This window comes from Vibrio tubiashii ATCC 19109 (assembly GCF_000772105.1).
Lineage (GTDB): Bacteria > Pseudomonadota > Gammaproteobacteria > Enterobacterales > Vibrionaceae > Vibrio > Vibrio tubiashii.
Window position 1 is genome coordinate 474,106 of the sequence record NZ_CP009355.1, and the last position, 17,468, is coordinate 491,573.

At 42.4% G+C, this 17,468-nt stretch carries 16 protein-coding genes and 5 pseudogenes; 13 read left to right on the plus strand and 8 right to left on the minus strand.

Translation table 11 applies throughout. From position 1 onward, the window contains the following. The first annotated feature begins 40 nt into the window (after nt 1-40). The 6 genes from IX91_RS17220 (at nt 41) to IX91_RS17245 (ending at nt 6,145) form a co-directional block, all read left to right on the plus strand. Nucleotides 41-1,090 carry a hypothetical protein gene (locus tag IX91_RS17220; RefSeq protein ID WP_004744016.1) on the plus strand — a complete coding sequence of 350 codons (1,050 nt, stop codon included), beginning with the start codon at nt 41-43 and terminating at the stop codon, nt 1,088-1,090. A gap of 135 nt (nt 1,091-1,225) precedes the next feature. Next, complete coding sequence (locus tag IX91_RS17225; RefSeq protein ID WP_004749451.1) at nt 1,226-3,214, plus strand: sensor histidine kinase; 1,989 nt, start codon at nt 1,226-1,228, stop codon at nt 3,212-3,214. A gap of 99 nt (nt 3,215-3,313) precedes the next feature. After that, entirely contained in the window at nt 3,314-4,381 is a 1,068-nt protein-coding gene (locus IX91_RS17230) for a threonine aldolase family protein (RefSeq protein ID WP_004744018.1), read from the plus strand. A 29-nt stretch (nt 4,382-4,410) separates the two neighbouring features. After that, nucleotides 4,411-4,752 (plus strand): MerR family transcriptional regulator, encoded by a 342-nt coding sequence (locus IX91_RS17235; RefSeq protein ID WP_004744019.1) that lies wholly within the window; start codon nt 4,411-4,413, stop codon nt 4,750-4,752. Between the two features lie 58 nt (nt 4,753-4,810). Further along, a complete protein-coding gene (locus IX91_RS17240) occupies nt 4,811-5,680 on the plus strand; it encodes a PhzF family phenazine biosynthesis protein (RefSeq protein ID WP_004744020.1) in 870 nt (289 codons plus the stop codon). A gap of 204 nt (nt 5,681-5,884) precedes the next feature. After that, entirely contained in the window at nt 5,885-6,145 is a 261-nt protein-coding gene (locus tag IX91_RS17245) for a DUF5062 family protein (RefSeq protein ID WP_004744021.1), read from the plus strand. 377 nt (nt 6,146-6,522) lie between these two features. Here the strand turns inward: IX91_RS17245 and IX91_RS26850 are convergent, their stop codons facing one another. The 3 genes and pseudogenes from IX91_RS26850 to IX91_RS27000 form a co-directional block, all read right to left on the minus strand. After that, nucleotides 6,523-6,759: a phytanoyl-CoA dioxygenase family protein gene (locus tag IX91_RS26850; protein ID WP_236642985.1), complete on the minus strand. Its 237-nt coding sequence runs from the start codon at nt 6,757-6,759 to the stop codon at nt 6,523-6,525. 8 nt (nt 6,760-6,767) lie between these two features. Then, nucleotides 6,768-7,004, minus strand: coding sequence for a hypothetical protein (locus IX91_RS26855; protein ID WP_004744023.1), 237 nt, complete (start codon nt 7,002-7,004; stop codon nt 6,768-6,770). Between the two features lie 36 nt (nt 7,005-7,040). Next, a pseudogene (locus IX91_RS27000) lies at nt 7,041-7,094 on the minus strand (hypothetical protein); the annotation flags it as partial. 33 nt (nt 7,095-7,127) lie between these two features. Between IX91_RS27000 and IX91_RS17260 the strand changes: the two are divergent. Then, nucleotides 7,128-7,844, plus strand: a pseudogene (locus IX91_RS17260) (IS5 family transposase); the annotation flags it as partial. Between the two features lie 88 nt (nt 7,845-7,932). Here IX91_RS17260 and IX91_RS17265 read toward each other — a convergent pair. Then, on the minus strand, nt 7,933-10,809 hold the full coding sequence (locus tag IX91_RS17265) for an HD domain-containing phosphohydrolase (RefSeq protein WP_004744025.1): 2,877 nt from the start codon (nt 10,807-10,809) through the stop codon (nt 7,933-7,935). A gap of 474 nt (nt 10,810-11,283) precedes the next feature. Here IX91_RS17265 and IX91_RS26190 point away from each other — a divergent pair. Continuing rightward, nucleotides 11,284-11,911, plus strand: a pseudogene (locus IX91_RS26190) (transposase); the annotation flags it as partial. On the opposite strand, the gene IX91_RS25910 reads toward IX91_RS26190, so the two are convergent. Further along, nucleotides 11,890-12,027 (minus strand): beta-eliminating lyase-related protein, encoded by a 138-nt coding sequence (locus tag IX91_RS25910; RefSeq protein WP_081469096.1) that lies wholly within the window; start codon nt 12,025-12,027, stop codon nt 11,890-11,892. The pseudogene IX91_RS26190 and the gene IX91_RS25910 overlap by 22 nt on opposite strands. Nucleotides 12,028-12,683: 656 nt before the next feature. Between IX91_RS25910 and IX91_RS17280 the strand changes: the two genes are divergently transcribed. Together IX91_RS17280 and IX91_RS26415 are read left to right on the plus strand one after the other, a co-directional pair. Next, nucleotides 12,684-13,388, plus strand: a complete 705-nt coding sequence (locus IX91_RS17280) for a hypothetical protein (protein WP_004744028.1) — start codon at nt 12,684-12,686, stop codon at nt 13,386-13,388. A gap of 98 nt (nt 13,389-13,486) precedes the next feature. Continuing rightward, a pseudogene (locus IX91_RS26415) lies at nt 13,487-13,609 on the plus strand (IS3 family transposase); the annotation flags it as partial. 172 nt (nt 13,610-13,781) lie between these two features. Here IX91_RS26415 and IX91_RS26420 read toward each other — a convergent pair. Next, nucleotides 13,782-13,960: pseudogene (locus IX91_RS26420) on the minus strand (IS5/IS1182 family transposase); the annotation flags it as partial. Nucleotides 13,961-14,312: 352 nt separating this feature from the next. Here IX91_RS26420 and IX91_RS17285 point away from each other — a divergent pair. Next, a complete protein-coding gene (locus IX91_RS17285; protein WP_004744029.1) occupies nt 14,313-14,699 on the plus strand; it encodes a winged helix-turn-helix domain-containing protein in 387 nt (128 codons plus the stop codon). A gap of 81 nt (nt 14,700-14,780) precedes the next feature. Here IX91_RS17285 and IX91_RS17290 read toward each other — a convergent pair whose 3' ends face one another. Beyond that, the gene (locus IX91_RS17290) at nt 14,781-15,206 is read right to left on the minus strand and encodes a YybH family protein (protein ID WP_004744030.1); all 426 of its coding nucleotides are present in this window, start codon (nt 15,204-15,206) and stop codon (nt 14,781-14,783) included. A gap of 194 nt (nt 15,207-15,400) precedes the next feature. Here IX91_RS17290 and IX91_RS17295 point away from each other — a divergent pair, with 194 nt between their 5' ends. Beyond that, nucleotides 15,401-15,739, plus strand: coding sequence for a winged helix-turn-helix transcriptional regulator (locus IX91_RS17295; RefSeq protein ID WP_004744031.1), 339 nt, complete (start codon nt 15,401-15,403; stop codon nt 15,737-15,739). Nucleotides 15,740-15,843: 104 nt separating this feature from the next. Here IX91_RS17295 and IX91_RS17300 read toward each other — a convergent pair whose 3' ends face one another. After that, nucleotides 15,844-16,740 (minus strand): LysR family transcriptional regulator, encoded by an 897-nt coding sequence (locus IX91_RS17300; RefSeq protein WP_004744032.1) that lies wholly within the window; start codon nt 16,738-16,740, stop codon nt 15,844-15,846. A gap of 101 nt (nt 16,741-16,841) precedes the next feature. On the opposite strand from IX91_RS17300, the gene IX91_RS17305 reads away from it, so the two are divergent. After that, complete coding sequence (locus IX91_RS17305) at nt 16,842-17,450, plus strand: short chain dehydrogenase (RefSeq protein ID WP_004744033.1); 609 nt, start codon at nt 16,842-16,844, stop codon at nt 17,448-17,450. Nucleotides 17,451-17,468 lie beyond the last annotated feature (18 nt).

The window sequence follows — 17,468 nt, forward strand, 5'->3', positions numbered from 1 at the left end:
TATGGTTTTGTTCCATAGCCTCGAGCAAAAGGATTGCTCTATGTATTTGAAACACAAGGCCTCTGTTTTGTCTCTGTCGATCGCGATATGTGGTGGAATTATTTGGCTGTATGAACAGGACGAGGAGCTTTCGTTAGAAGCTAACACCTTAGCTGTGTCAGTAAACGCTCAAAGCAGAGCGATAACAAGGCCACAAGTCGAAGAGACAACAGAACAAAAGAGCGCGGATGAAGGCGCAAGCACACCTGTTTTGACCTCTTTATCATTGCCTTTAAAGCAAGTCGCTTATATGCATCAACAAAAGCTGCAGTATCCATCTTATTCTCAGCCAATAACAAGCGATGATAGCCCATACCTTAACTGGAATGAGTTTATCGAACTGTCTCTCCCTGTGTTGGACGGGAAGTCGACGGCTTCACTAAGTGTTAAGAAGTTCAGGCATTTTTATCCAGATGAAATAGAAGTGGTGCTAAAGACGAGTGAACCCCTTATCTCCACTGTACTAGAGGTGGTGTCAGTAGAAGAGCAAAATGTTTTGGCGTCGCTCCCTTCAGACAGCAAACAATGGAGTATCGTTCCGGACTCGAACTGGCCTGAAGAGATTCGCTTGGTTGCAAACCTTGATTTCGAGCGAGGGGAGGACGTAGTGAGTGCTGACATTCGGTTTTATCATCCTGTCGCTACCATTCTAAGTGTTGGGCAAGGCTACGCGTCTGGCCCAGATATGTTGTTACCAGTGACTCTGGATGTTAGCCAAGCTGGAATCTATCGAATCAGAGCAAATCTGTATCAGAGCGAAGGGAAGGCGATTGCATCTTTAGTTCAAAAACAGCATTTATCTGAAGGCGACCAAACTCTTGAACTCAAGGCATTCAAAAGCGTTCTGCCCAAAGGGTTAAATAACTTCGAGTTGAGGAACATCGTTGTTGAAAGAATGTCGGGCTACCCAGGAGAGAAAACTGGCTATGGGCTTTCTGAGTCAGAAAGTTATCCCGTAGGGACATTTAACTCGGAAACCCTTAGTGATGAAGAGTATCAAATGAGTGAACAAGAACGGCAACAGGTGGCTTTTTTAGAACAATTGTTATGATAGCGGCAGCACACCCAATACGGATTTAGTGACTATGCTTTAGGAACAAATACGTGTAAGCGGGTTGTTATGCTAAGTCTACAGAGAATATTAAGAAAACTGTCGATTAGAAACAGATTGCTGTTCGGCTATTTGATGTTGTTCATAGTCGTGATTAATATTGCTAACCTCGCTAACTATCTGTTGATGAGAGAGGTGGTTAAGCAAGGCGTAGAGAAAGAGTTAACGTCTGCAACCGAGTCGATCACCAATAACATTGCTAACACAGTCGATATAACGATTCGCAGCTATTTACGTGGTATCTCAGAGCAAAATCTCCAATATATTGAGCTGTGTTTTCAGCAGTATCAACGTGGTCAGATTACAGAGCAAGAAGCAAAGCAAAAGGCAACTAACTTCCTATTAAGCCAATCGATAGGTGAAACGGGATACCCCTATGTCGTCGACTCTTCGGGAGTGATTAGGGTTCACCCCAAACAGCCACTGTTGAATACCAGCCTAATTTCCTTTGATTTTATTAAGCAGCAAATTGAGCTAAAGAGGGGGTATCTAGAGTATCAGTGGAAAAACCCTGATGAACTGGTTGAGCGGCCAAAAGCTCTGTACATGGTCTACTTTGAACCTTGGGACTGGATCATCACTTCTTCCTCGTACAGAGAGGAGTTTGCTAGCTTGATCAATATCGATGATTTTAGAGACTCTATCTCCAAGCTAAACTTCGACGAAACGGGTTACTCTTACGTACTGAATCAATTGGGTGACCCTATTGTGCATCCATTCGTAACGGGCAACTTTTATAACGTTACTGATTCCAATGGTAAATTTTTCGTACAAGAGATGATTCATCAGAAAAACGGCACGATTACTTACACGTGGAAAAATCCTCATGATGAAGGCTATCGAGAGAAGATAGCGGTTTTCAGATACCTACCGGAGTACGATTGGTACATAGTTTCTTCAACCTATGTGGAGGAACTCAATCAACCTCTGGTGGATCTAAAACTGGTACACGTTGCCGCGCTAGTGTTTGCAATTGCTTTAGTGATTCCATCGAACCTAATTCTTAGCCGCTCGATAGTGTTACCGTTAAAAGGCATGATGAACTGGATCAGCCAAGCATCTATGAGTAATCATCCTACATTGATGAAAGACAACTCTGGTTCGACAGATGAGCTCGCTCAGCTAACGGTCTACTTTAATCAGTTCTTATCTGACTTAGAAAAAGCCAATCAAAAACTACATAAAGAAATAGATGTTCGTATTGCAGCCCAAAAGCAGCTTGAAGATTTAAATGAAAACCTTGAACACAACGTAGCGCAACGCACACTTGAGCTCAAGCAGAGCTTAGAACGACTAAAACAGACTCAAGACCAATTGATAGAATCTGAGAAACTGTCAGCACTAGGGGGACTTGTTGCTGGTATTGCTCATGAAGTCAATACTCCTCTTGGAATAGCAATTACTTCCGCCTCGTTGGTCGCTGATGCAAATAGTGAGCTTAATTCTGCTTTTCAGAATCAAACTCTAACGAGCGATCAATTTGAATCTAATATGCAGCACCAATTAGAGGCTTTGGCCTTATTAAAAGAAAACTTAAATCGTGCTTCTTCACTTGTTCAAAGCTTTAAACAAACAGCAGTGCACCAAACCTCTGAATCACTGAGTGAATTTGTCGTTAGAGATGTACTTGAGTCATTGATCGCTAGTCTCCATCCTGAAACTCGAAAAGTATCAGTAGAGCTAATGTTAAAAGGTGACTCTAATGTTTCAATGACAAGTCTATCTGGCGCGCTGACACAAGTGTTTTCAAACCTGATCTTGAATAGTATCCATCATGCATTCGATCAACAGCCACAGCCTGAAATAGTGATCGAGTTCTTTGAACAAAGCCAAGATGTGGTATTTGTTTATCAAGACAACGGGTGCGGGGTTGAGCAAGGTTTACACAAGAAAATCTTTGAACCTTTTTATACAACTCGACGCGGCAGCGGGGGAACTGGAATCGGGCTTAATATGGTTTTCAACTTAGTTATTCAAAAGCTGAAAGGCAAATTAGAGTTCTCTTCAGATAAGGGCGTAAAGTTTGTGATTACTCTTCCTAAGCAAAGGGTGTCGGAGGACTAATCCGCACTGCGGGAAGTAAGCTTACCTATTTTTTAGAGGTATTTACCCTTCGTTTTTAACAGGTTACATTGTTGACACCTTAAATCGAAGGAATGAACCATGAGCGCTCATCTAAAACAGCTATGCGGTACCCATCTACCTGGAAATAAAGAGGATTCACCGGCAGAACACTTCAAAAAAATGGCTAAGTGGTGTGAAGACAATGACGTGAGCCATGATGTCTATGGTGAGGGTGAAACTATCCAAGCTTTCGAGCAGAAGGTTGCTGACTTGTTAGGGTATGAAGCTGGGCTTTTTGTGGTCACGGGCACAATGACACAGCCAACAGTATTGGAACTAGTGGCAAAAAAAAAGCGAAACCCAAATGTAGGCATGCACCCATCTAGTCATATTTATGTACATGAAAGACAAGGCTACCAACTTCAAAATCGATTCAATGTATTGCCAATAGGCAATCAGTTCCAAACATGGAAACTCGAAGATCTAAAAGCGTGGCCCGACGAATTGGCGGCGGTTTTGTATGAACTGCCTATGCGTGAAATTGGTGGTCAGCTACCTTCATGGCAAGAACTTGAAGAGATAAAAAGCTACTGTGCGGACAATAGCATTCATCTCCACATGGATGGCGCGCGATTATGGGAAGCGGCTGCTTACTATCAGAAAGAGTACAGAGAAATCGCGCGAGGCTTTGATACAACGTATGTATCGCTTTACAAGGGGATTAATGGACTTGGTGGTTCTATGCTACTTGGCTCAAAAGAGTTTATTGATTTAGCATCAATCTGGATGAAGCGCCAAGGTGGGAATGTTTACCACAGAACACCATATGTGGTTTCTGCGGCGATGCAGTTTGATGAAAGGTTAGCGAAGTTACCAATACTTTTTGAGCGTACGAAAGAGATATACAAAATCATTTCAGAGTTTCCAGCTCTAGCAGTGAATCCTATTCAACCACAATCTAACATGCTTCACCTAATCCTTCCGTTTAGTTGCCATGAAGCCAAAGAACTCCAGCAGGCTTTTGCGACGGAAAAGGGCATATGGTTTGGTAATCCACAAGTGACAGCCAATCCAAATCAGTCAGTTGTAGAATGGTATGTGGGCGACAACCTGCTAGAAATCGAAGATGAAGAGTTAAGAGACTTCTTTAAGGGACTCATTAACTGAAGGTAATAGTGGTTATAGGTGCCTATGAAATGAAAATTGGAATTGTCAGCGATCAAACAGGAATGAGCATTCACACTATTCGTTATTATGAGAAACAGGGGTTAGTTAAAAAGCCTGTTAAGGATGCTAGCGGTCATCGCTCTTATACCTCAAAAGATGTGGATGTCCTCAATTGGATCTCTTGTATGAAAAACTCTGGTATGTCGCTAAACACCATCAAAAGATATACAGAAGCTTTTTATCAAGGCAATGATTTAGAATGTATCGCATTTCTAGAAGAACACCTTAATCACCTTTATAAACAGCAACAGGATATCGAGCACTATATTGAGGTGACAGAAAACAAAATAAATCGCTTCAAAAACGCTTGACCTAGAGTATGGTCTAGATTGCTAACCTCATTGAACTAATCCAGTGAGGAGAAGCAAAATGGAAGTGAAAGTAGCAATTGTAGATGCGTTTGTTGATGGTGAAAACGGTGGCAACCCTGCGGGTGTTGTTTTAGAAGCAGATGCTTTAAGCGCAGAACAGAAACTAATGATTGCCAAGCAAGTGGGCTTGTCTGAGACTGCGTTTGTTTCAGAGTCGACTTCTGGCGCAGATTTTAAACTCGACTTTTTTACCCCAGATAGGCAAATAGCTCATTGTGGTCATGCCACTATTGCGACTTTTAGTTACCTTTCCCAACAGGGGGTAATTTCCAATCCAAATACGTCTAAACAAACGATTGATGGAAATCGGCAGATCCGAATGGAAGGCGAGTTAGCTTATATGGAGCAGTTAAAACCTCACTACCTCCGCTTTGAAGCCGATGCGGACAACGTTTTAGATGCGTTAGGTCTCACGCAAGACAACATTTTAACAACACCGATTATCGCGAGTACCGGAAATGCCTTTGCGCTAGTCGGTGTTAAAGATATTGATACCCTAGAAGCCCTTGCGCCAAAGGTGGACGTCATTGATGAGTTGTCAGAAAAATATGACTTGATAGGCTTCTATGTATTTACACTGGAAACCAATAAAGCGGAGAGGGATGCGTCAGCACGAATGTTCGCGCCTCGCTATGGGATTACAGAGGAGTCAGCGACAGGAATGGCTGCTGGACCGCTTGGGTGTTATTTATATGACTACTTGGGAGTCAAAAAGAGCGAGATACATATTGAACAGGGGTATGCGATGACAACACCGTCGCCAAGCTGCATTAAAGTGTTGTTAGCACTTCAAGATAATAGGATTACTTCTTTGTTTGCGGGTGGAATTGGCGTGGCTTTTAGTTCTAAATCTATCGTTTTAGAATAGTGTTAATTAGGAGCTTATTGTTCTGTGCTCTAAGCCTGAATAAACAGCCAGCTCATTTGTTCACCTATTTGTCAAAAAAAGACCTTTGAGTAGGAAGTAGGCTGGCAAAATCTATCTATGTCGTTGTTATTCTGAGAGGTTGCTAACACGCCTACTTACGAGCTTGATGTATTCTGGATGGAGTCAGGAAAGAGGAATTTATTAATGTCAAAAAGCTCCAAGCTTCACAATGAAGATAAACTGGTAAAAAAGGCACTAGAAATTGGTGAGAAAATGGCAAAGATGCAAGGCTTTGATTTGCCCAAATCACCACAGCCTGTCAGGGTGAAAGCGGTTTATCTATTTTTGGTTGATGCCAAACAAATTACTCCGTTACCTGACAGTAAACTTGATGGTGCAAACATCAAACATAGACTCGCGCTCTGGATTCATAGCGCATTGCCAGATAACGACCCTTTGAAGTAAACGATTCTCATAGGTAAAAAGGCGAACCATTTAGTTCGCCTTTATCTTATCGTAAGCAAACTTTCACAACACTAGGTTTGCGCCTATATCCTAAAAACTCCGCATAGAGGGAAAATACGGTTATTTCGTCCAATAGCGCCGCCTGAAGCTCTAGAGCCAAAATCGCAACTCAGTAGTCGGCGGGCGTGTAAACTAATAGGATCATCTGCAGCCATAAGGTTAATTCCAGTCTTCCTCACAGTGTCGTGCCGTTCTATTAGCTCTCGTAGCTTTTGATAGAGCTCGCTAGAAGTAGACCGTGCAACTAAGGCTGATGCATCATTCAAAATATCCATATTATGCATTTGTTGATTGATAATCACTTTTTCTCCTCCTTATCACGAATAAATATTACGTGTCTTGGACGGAGCTTTACCAGAGAGCAGTAAACTCGAATGCGCAGTGATATCTATGTTTGAACCATCAATAAAGTCACCCAAATGTCGAAAAGGGTAGATTTCCGTATCTATTGTCGTAACTCTAAAGTTAATAGCAAACCTATCAATAGCAGATGTATTTGGAAGAGAGCCATGCATAGTTCTTTCAGAGAAGATAACAAATTCTCCCTTTTTCATAGGGATAGTCACAATATCTTCTTGCGTCTCATCAACACCCGACGTTTTTTTGCCGGTAGTTTTTCGAGTTCAGTTAGAACGTAGGCTTTCACATCCTCGAATGATTTCCCGCTGACTTGATAATCTTCAAAAAGCCCGCTTGTATCAACATCCAATACTAGTGTGTAATTATTCGCCCGTTCGACAAGGTCATCAATGGTCTTGCAGTCGATAAATGGATCATGCCAAAACTCAGATTCAGTCATAGGAACCATGGTTTTAGGATATTGTTTTTTATGCGAGCCACGAATGAAACGTAGAGGCGCACAATTAAGGTCAACATCAGTAAGAGCGATCCAAACTGTTAGGTTCCACCAACTATTGCGCCGCTCTTCTCTCTGCCATTACGTGCACTGCAAGGCTTTATCGACTCGATTTTTAAGCTATTGGATGTTCCGCTGACATCCCCTGACTACACCTGTATCAGTAAACGCACGAAGACTGTTCAGGTCAATTATCGCAATAAATCTAGAGGGGCTATTCGTCATATCGCCATTGACTCGACTGGCCTCAAAGTCTTTGGTGAAGGTGAATGGAAAGTGAAAAAGCATGGTGCAGAAAAACGCAGAACATGGCGCAAACTGCACTTAGCTATTGATGTGGATACTCACGAAGCGATTAGTGCGGAAGTCAGCCTTGTCAATGTTGGCGATAGTGAAGTGCTACCTACGTTGCTCAACCCACTACGCAGAAAGATCATTGCTGCATATGCTGATGGTGCATATGACACCAAAAATTGCCACGAGACTCTGAAAAAGAAAGGTTGTACCCCGTTAATACCACCTCGAAAGAATGCAGCACTTTGGGAAGATGGCCATCCCAGAAATGAAACCGCAACAGCGCTGAAAAATGGGACAATAGCGGAATGGAAAGCCAAGTCTGGTTATCACTGTCGCTCAATATCTGAGAGCACAATATCCCGATATAAAGGATTCACAAGCGGTAAACTGAGCTTGAGATGTTACAACGCTCAAGTGGGCGAAATCATGGTGAATGTCAAAGCTATTAACAAAGTCATAGGACTAGGTATGCCCTTCAGAAGCTAACTGCTGGTATATATGGCATCGTTGATCCTCAAGCTGATTTGATCAACAACGCCTTTAGAGAATAGTTTTAGATAAATGGATTTATACATCAGGAAGCCTCTCTTGCTATATGTTGGCGCAGCTCCTCGATGAGGGCGTTTCTATCTACTTCGCTCTGTTGTTCTTCTAATAAAAATTTTTTTGCATAATAAATATCCAACTTGTTTTCCAACATGACTAGATAAATGTCGGGATCTAGGTGGCCAGATGTTGCCATTTTGAGCATGATATTGTGTGCCTCGGTTAAAGACTTGGCCTTTTTATAGGGTCTGTCTGAAGATGTCAGTGCTTCAAATACGTCTGCAAGTGCCATCACCCGTGCTGGAATTGAAAGTTGATCGCCAGACAGGCCTCTAGGGTAGCCCCTACCATCAATACGCTCGTGGTGGTTGCCTGCGATGTCTGGTACTTCTCGCAAGTGATGTGGCAAGGGTAGGGCAGACAGAAAACGCTGTGTTTGAATGATATGATCGTTGATCATAAAGCGCTCTTCTGAATTGAGTGTGCCTGCACGTATGGCTAAATTATGACGTTCTCCCCGGTTGTACTGATAGGGTGATGGGACCAGATTATACCGCTCTGTCCATTGCTCAGGGGGATAGTGCCCTTCCACCCAGGGAACCAAGTGAACAGGTTTGTCTGCCAATAACGACTCGGTCACCGGTAAAGTTTCTTGACTCTCGCCATGACGACTGAGCTCCAACCAAGAAATGCCAATTCGATCGCTGAGAGTCCGTGTCCATGTCCTCTGAGCTATAGTATCAAGTCGGGCTAATGCCGCATCGTCCATCCATTCGCTACCCAAATTGCATCGGGCGACAAACTCAAATTCTTCATCTAGTTGTTGTAAGGTTTCATCACGTTGTTGTATCGCCTCTTGTTGCTCTCCCCCTCCAGCGAGTGTTTGCCAGTAGTGGGTATGCGCTTCTTGCTTTAACAGCTCAAATCGCATGCGGACCTCGTGTATACGGTCATACAAAGTTTCCAGTTTCGTGGCTTTATCAACCACGAATTCTGGTGTGGTGATCTTGCCGCAGTCGTGGAGCCAGCCTGCTAAACGAAGTGCTTCCCACTCCTCCTTGTCTAGGCGGAAATTGGCAAACTGCTCTTGGTTATTTTCGAGCGCTTGAGTTAGAGCTTCGGTTAAATATGGGACACGTTGACAATGCCCCGATGTGTACGGCGATTTTGTGTCAATCGCTGAGGCTAGCAGCTCAGGAATGGCTTCCAAAAAGGCTTGCCTCTCCTTAACGTGAACAATATTCTCAGCCGCAATGGCCGCGAACTTTATCAACTGTCGAACAAAAGGGTGTCGCGCGGTTTGAGTGGTTCCCGGTGGCGTGTCATAACCAATCAACAAGACTCGGATGAGTTGGTCAGATTTATCGTGAATTGGGAACAAAAACCAATGGCACCCGTCAGGAGATGCTCCTAATGCGATGGTGTAGGGCTTGCTCAAGTTGGCTTGGATCTCGGGAGATTGTATCCGCTGTTGGATCCACTGCCAGTTATTTGTGCTGGCAATAGATGCTTGTTCTGGCTTCACGAACTGATATTTCTGCTGCTCGTTTTGCTCGACAACTAACATGGTGACCAGCTCGGTTTGCGTGACCGTGGCACAATGTTTGAGCAAGCGTTCAATGACTTCATCAATATCGACGCTTTTGGCGGTTTCCGCCAATAAAGCCAATAAGTCTGAAATGGTATTTTCCATTAATTTGATCGCTTGGTTGAGCTCGTTAATTTCCAGAATGTGGCTTTCGCAATAAACGTTCTTATTAAATGAAAATTGGCTGATGCTGTAGGTTTTCTGAGCCAGTGACTTAATTGGACTGGATAAATGGAGTGAGGCCCTCCACACCGCAACGGTGCCAAGAATGAGTAACATCAACGACGTTATGATTTGCTGCTTTCTTAAACTCAAAATATCTGCGAGTAAAATACGTCGAGGAGTCGCCTCAGCAAGATACAAAGTGATTTCTTCATCAAGGGTTACGGGAGTGAGCGTGCGAATCCAACTCTCTCCCTGCCATTCAACTTCTTCGACCGCCGGTGAGGTGACGGGCTGGGTAAACCTGTTAAAAATTGTAGTTTGTAACTTCTCGGGTTCAATGAATGGCATCCTCTCATCCCAACCCAACCCTTGGTGCGCCAAGATATTCATCTGGCTATCGAGTAATACCAATTGTGTTGCCTCGGATAACATGAGTGATTGCATGCTAGTGCTGAGGTTGCTTAGTGTGGTGTCGGCGGCAATGATATGCTGGCCATCGTAGCTTCGGCGCGACAAAGTGACGCCATAACTCCCAAGGCGATAGAAACGATACGGCTCGGTTAACTGAATGTCAGTTTGACTCAACGCACTGATAAACCAAGGACGGCTACGAGCATCAAAGCGTACCTCCGGCTGATCGACTTTGCTCGACAACAGGGTTAATGTTGATGAATAAAACTGTCGCTCACGCACGCCTTGCATATTGGTAAATCCGAGCATAAATGTGCTGTTCTCTGGAGCACCAAGCCGTTCTCTTTCTGCGTCATTTGTCACCGGTCGAAGAATTGTAAATGTACCCTTATCAGAGGCATAGTAGAGAGATGTTAAGTAGGGGAGGCGTTCAAAGGTCTCCTTGATGGAGTACAGCCACTCTTGCTCTTGAGCGGGTAAAATGGTGCTTTGGATCAGCGAACTCGAACTGATTAAGTCTAATGTATTGACCACTGGGCTCATGGAGAGTTGAAATGAAGATTCGATCTTGAGGCGATTGTTATGGCTGAGGTCGAGCGCATTCTTGCTCAGTAACTTGTTGGTATGATAGTCGCTCAGAACGACAAGAATAGCTCCAATAAGAAGCGTTAATCCACTGAAATAACAACTGAAGTATAGCCACAGCGGCCAAGGTTGTTTTTTCAACTTTGGGGAGTTCATAAGGGTATGACTCTAAGCGATGAGCAATGTTTTGAGTATAGCACCGTCTCGTTGTTCAATACAGGCTCACCAGTTGACGGGCTGACGTATGCTACCTTTGAATAACCCTTATCTCCTCCTAGGTGTAGGGGTATGAAGCCCAATGGAACAGAAAACAACTATAAGGACTTCCGCCCGGTGTCAAAGGGGAATTTTTAACGCAGCAATAATTAAGATTAAGATGCAGTATTATAAACGGTCATGTTGAAGCCAGTTTTAATACTTCTTCGGACCAAAATGAAAGACGCTCGCAAGAACCTCATATGCTAATCGGATATTTGACATCCTTAAGTTTTTACACGCCCCTCTTTTGGAGTTTTAACCCTTGTCATATTTGCGTTGGCATCATAAAAGGTCGATTATTCGTCTATGTCGAGTAGCAACTTTCGAATGACACTCCATAATGAAGGCTTGCCCATCAATCTTCGTAGCCTCATGTCTAAACCTCGTTACAAAACAACCAACTGGAAGCAGTACAATCAAGCCTTAATCAACCGTGGCTCTTTGACCTTTTGGATTGATGAGGAAGCGTTCGCCGAGTGAAAACAAAGCAAGCAAGGCAAGTGTGGTAGACCACGCCGATTCAGCGACATAGCCATTACTACCGCACTGATGGTGAAACGAGTTTTTCTCTATGCCGTTGAGAGCACTGCAAGGATTTATAGACTCATTATTTAAATTAGCTGTTATCCCGCAAGTTTGTCCACATTACACCTTTATAAATCGTCGAGCTAAGGAAGTTTTGGTTTCATTTAAAACCAAAACTAGAGGGTCGATACAGACAAAGATGAAATCATTGCCGCTGAGTTAAGTTTATCGAATGTGAGCGACGGTAAAGCGCTCCCCAATTTGCTCAAACAAACTCGCCGAAGAATCGTAGAGATATCTGGTGATGGTGCTTATGACACAAGATTGTGCCACGAAGCCATTCGCATCAAACGAGTCACACCGCTCATTCTATCAAGAAGAAGGCGCAGCCACCAGGGAACAAGGTCATCCTCACCATTTAACAGTCGGTTGCCAGAAGCTATATGGTTCAAATCAGCATTGGGAAAAGAATTTTTCCGAACTTCGACCTTGGAGAGTCGGTAAAAAGTACTCGTAACCAAAGACTTCTCGGACGGATTCAGTGAGCGCTTCAATACTTCGACTCCCTGAATAGGCTTCATCACCGACTATTAGTTCGGCCCATTGGCCTTGACTGAGTGCTCTAGTCCCCCCCCCCCCCTCCCGAGTCTGTGTAGATCAATATAGACTTCACGGCTTTTCAGACCAAAGAGGCTATAGCCAGAGTCAATCAAGGCTCGTTGTCTTGCTTGCTTCCTTGGATAAAAGTCGGATTGGCTCGACGGTTATGATTTTGTAGGCGAATGTGGCGAGTATGCTGCTTTCCGTTGACATAACAGTACTCCTACCATTCCGAGTTGCAAAACGAACAACGAGCTTGGATTTATAAGGGAAAATCCAAGCTCCTTTAAAAATTTACAGTCTTAAAATACTTAATTATCTGGATGCTGGTCTTTTCCAGAGCATTTAATTAATAACTACTAATAAATATACATTCTCCTTCTTTGATACTACGCTATAAAAATATATACAATTTTTAATTTGGTTCTAAATCTATTAAATTTCTTTTGGGATTTAATATCTAAAAATTCAAAGAATGAAAGAGGTCGAACACCATCTCAGAACGAAAATATTGCTGATGAATAATATAAATGTTTTCAAAGCTGATTTTTTAAAAAAATGGGGGTGAAATTATGAAATGAAAACTTATACCATATAACAAAGACCAGTGTTAATAGTATGTTACATTTTATAGGTAGGATTACATTATGTATAAAGTTATTACAACATTAGAATTAATTCCAGTTGAGCCATGTCCACCAGTTGGTATTATTCCAACTCCAGTTGAGCCATGTCCACCATTTGTTACTATTCCAACTCCAGTTGAGCCATGTCCACCATTTGTTACTATTCCAACTCCAGTTGAGCCATGTCCACAAGTTGTTATTGATCCAATTTCACCAGTTGATGTGACTCAAGGTGGTGGTTCGTGGAGAGTTTCTTTGAGAAAAGGGATGATGAAAGGTATTAGTATCCGAGTTGACGGACCGGGTGCATGGGCAAAGTTAAAAGGCAAGTCAACATTCAAAATGCACAAATTGGAAAGTTCCAAAACATATAATAAGATGCAAAAAAAATATAAAATTGGTGCTGGTATTAGTGGTTTTTTTAAATGGATTGGCCTTGGTCGTAATTCGGAAAAATATAAAGAAGAAATTAGAAAAACGTTAAATGAACTATCTGACACCCAGATGTATAATGGTAGTGTGGATATTGATATGTATGTTTCTGGGAGTATACCAGGATTTGAAGTTACAGCAACAGCATATATTTTTGTAATGAATTTTGAGGACTCATATGGTAATAAATACACTGTAACTTCAGGCCAGCAACCAAAGGATAATACGGGCGGAGCTGACGATAATGGAAATAGTTTACCGCAGAAAGGTAATAATTCAACGATAATTATTTAAATAGCATCCAAATTTCTACACTCTTATAGAAAAGGTTATTTTTATGTAAATATTTCTTAGGTTTGCGATTATGATTATATAGCTATCGCATTTTTAGGCGCAGCAAATATGCGGGGTTGGAAGTAAACGAAGCGAAACGCCTAAGAGAGCCTGAGAACAACAAACTCAAGCAACTGCTCGCCGAGCAGTTGCTTGAACTGATGAAGGACTTCGTCTCAAAAAGTGGTAACACCATCTTCTCGAAATCTTGTTGCCCGATATCTCATTGATACGCACCAACTTAGTGACAGAGATTGCCAATCTTCGTAGGTTCATGTCTAAACCTCGTTACAAAATAGCCAACCGTAAGCAGTGCAATAAAGCCTCCCCAGTATAATAATTCATAATCCAGTCTATATTATGAACCATAAGAGTCGTCGTAATCGCTAAATAACTAAACAGCGAGGTCTTCCGAGGTTTCCCTGCTTGATTTGCTTCCATAGCTGAACGGTCCCTTCATCAATCCCAAATGTTAGTGAACCGCGATTGATTAAAGCTTGGTTATAGTGTTTCCAATTAGTTGGCTTGGCCATTGTTATAAGTATTTGAGTGAACGTATCCGATTGGTTCATCGGTTGGTGATTTAGTTCACGGAACTAGGAAACAAAGTCGAGTTACCAATTCATAAGCAATTGGTTTTGTGTTGTTTGTTATTAATAATAATTAATATAACTTATGTTGTGATTCGAACACGCCGTCATAGAAAAACTAATGGGATGATAAATCGGAGTTTTCTGATTAAAAATCAATATTTGTGGTTATTTTTCAAAGAATAACGCAAAGCACCTGCTCTAATATATTGATTCACTTGCTCTAATATATTGATTGAAATAATCAAATATTCTATTTCAAATAAAAGAGTGGTTCAAAGAGGAAGGAGGAGTTATGACGGCTGTTGAATGCACCAAAATTTCGTGCGCATTTTGCCGAGACATCTGCTTGATTGAGGAGGTATTAGGAATTCAAATTCGTTCGTCCAAAGGCAAACTATCTATCGTCAAAGACAATCAGCGTATCGGGTGCAGTCTGAATGCAGTGCGAGCGATGTGCTATTTTTGCAAAATGCAGGACTGCCTCGTGACTACGTCAGAAATCGAAGATTACGTCTGGCAAGGAAGGATCGTTGGCATGAGTAGTTTACCGGTACTGATACATGAAGTCCGGCGCCTGATTAAGCCCGGACCCTACGAAATTGTCACGCTCAGAAACAGAGGGTTTGTCTTTCATAACGTAAGAAACAAGCGCATGATTGATCAGGAACTTGAAGAATAAATACATGCACCCTTGTCACCCTTTGTGATGTGCGCTCTTCCAATGTTCTTGAATGTTTCTTCCGTGTTTATCGAGCCGCGATTAATAACCATTTGGATTGTCGATGATGTACACCCAGCCACCATCTACGTAATGCATGACCTCTAACGCCGTTCCTTGTATGGTCTTCTGTTGTAGGGCGTTCGATATTTCCCAATCAGAGCGAACCATGGCTACGTCCTGGTTAATGTGGATAGAGACACTTTTGGTGAGGATACTAACATCGTCTTTCATGTAACCCTTTAACACCTGCTTAATCGCTTTTCTTCCCTTAGCTTGGTTACCTTCTTTATCTAAAACAAACACGGCGTCTTCATGAAAAAGCGTACCTAATCCCTCTAAGTCATTGTTCTCAAAATACTGACCAAATAACGAATGTAACTCAGAGGGTGTTTGTGGTTTTGAATAAAGGGTCTCAGCATTTAAGCTAACTGAGATAAGATAGGTAAATAGTAAAATGTAACGCATGGTTTAATCCTCATATTGTTGGCTCAGATACCACCGATACCCTTGCCTTGTGGCTATGGAGTAACAATAGAGAAGTTGGTTTCTAATTAAAACTAGGTACTAAAAGGTAACTAGTTACCCATAGATAACTAAAGGATAGTTATACCGTGCGTTATTAAACTGCGCTTTGGCAATGAACGAAATAAGGAAGAAATATGTCGACAGAAGTGAATCATCAATTACAGCCAGACGACTATTGTAGTGTGGACAAATACTTAACATTGATATCAACTAAGTGGACTGCACACATAGTCTGGTTGTTAGGGCAAGAGGAGATGATGCGTTTTGGTCAAATACGTAAGCAGTTGGCATTGGTCTCAAGTAAAGTACTCACTGAGCGTTTAAAGTTGTTACGACAGCATGGATTTGTCTGGCGAAAACAAGAAGAGACAATACCTGTCACAGTGCACTACGGTTTAACCTCTAAAGGCAAAGAGCTTGCTGATGTGGTTGATCTGATCGTACAAAAAACGTATGACTGGGATGATATGTAGTTCATGTGATAATGGGCTTGTAACCTAGTTAGGGCGACTCGCGTATAGAGAGATTTTTACCTGCTAACTGAGTACTGTGGAGGCTAGCCTTTATTAATCTACCCCTATATCATGTATGAGTTTTTAGACTCCAACCATTGTTTTACAGCAAGATTAAAAGTGACCAGTTTCTTGGGGGTAACTCGCCGCTGTGCATATATGAGACTTAGCTTTTGAGCCTTTACAGACCACTCAGGAAGAACGTGGACAAGTTTGCCACCCTTAATAAGGTCTTCGACTTGATAATATGGCAAACTAGCAACCCCCATTCCCTGTAGTGCTAACTCTAATATCGAACTGTATGTATTAGAGCGAAGGTTTCCTGTTACTTCAATATTATATCTTTGTTCGTCTCTGATAAGATCCAATTGATTCCAGCACTCATTTTGGCTGTTAAGAATGAAGGAGCACTGATGAATATCTTCAATAACAGCGACCCTGTTCTCTTTTTCATAATTACCGCTGCAAACTAGTACATTTCGGATGAAGCCCAAGTCTTTTGCTACAACATCGCCTGGCAATTCATCATAAGCTCGAAAAGCGACATCATAATCACCAGACTCAATTTTCTTCTTTATGGGGCCGAAATCGAGGATTAAATTAACCTTCGGGTACTGTTGTCTAAAGGGAGGGATTACATGGTGACAAAGAGCACGTCCAAACTCAATTGGAGCTGTTACCTTTAGGTCTCCAGTGACCTCTTGCGTCATATCATTTACACGCATTTCCGCCTCAGTGGCGAGTAACTGAATTTGCTTTGCCTTTGAATACAACTCTTCTCCTACTTCAGTCAGGCTGATAGAGCGAGTCGTTCGATGAAACAGTTTAGAATTCAATGCTTCTTCGAGTTTTTGTACATGCCGAGATACTAAGCCTTTCGAAACATCTAACGCTTCCGCTGCTTTGGTAAAGCTTTGCTCTTCGGCGACAGCCAAGAAAGTCTGTACATAAGTTAAATTCATGATTAGACCCATTTTGTAAACAGTGAGGTCATTTTCTGTTGTTTTTCTCGCGGGTTCAACTAGCTAAGATTCAAAATGTAAACACAAGGGAGAGAAATACTATGAAAGTTCTTGTAATTGGTGCATCGGGCACAATCGGCAGCGAGGTTGTAGAAGCTCTAGGTGAAATACATGAAGTTATCACAGCCGGCAAAGGTAGCGGCGATGTCCAGATTGACATTACCGCCTCCGGCTCTATTCGCACGGCACTTGAATCAATAGGCCAGGTGGACGCAATCATTTGTGCTACTGGAGATGTTGCATTGAACGCTTTCACAAGCTTATCGCGTGACGACTGGGATGTGGGCATTAATAGCCGACTTATGGGGCAAGTGAACTTGACGCAGATTGCTAGTGAGTATTTGAATGACAACGGCAGTATCACTTTGACAAGCGGTATTATCGCTGATCAACCAATTGCTTATGGCACTAGTGCAGCAACGCTTAACGGCGCAATACAGCATTTCGCAAAAGCAGTATCTAACGAGCTGCCGCGTGGTATTCGCATAAATGTTGTAAGTCCATCAGTCGTCACCGAATCGCTGGGTACTTATGGAGACTACTTCCCTGGGTTCCACTCCATCGATGCAAAAGATGTAGCCAAATCTTATATTCGATCTGTATTAGGAGTTGAATCGGGAAAAACGTTTAAGGCCTTCGCAGGCAACTGAGTTAGTAAGAGGTATTTA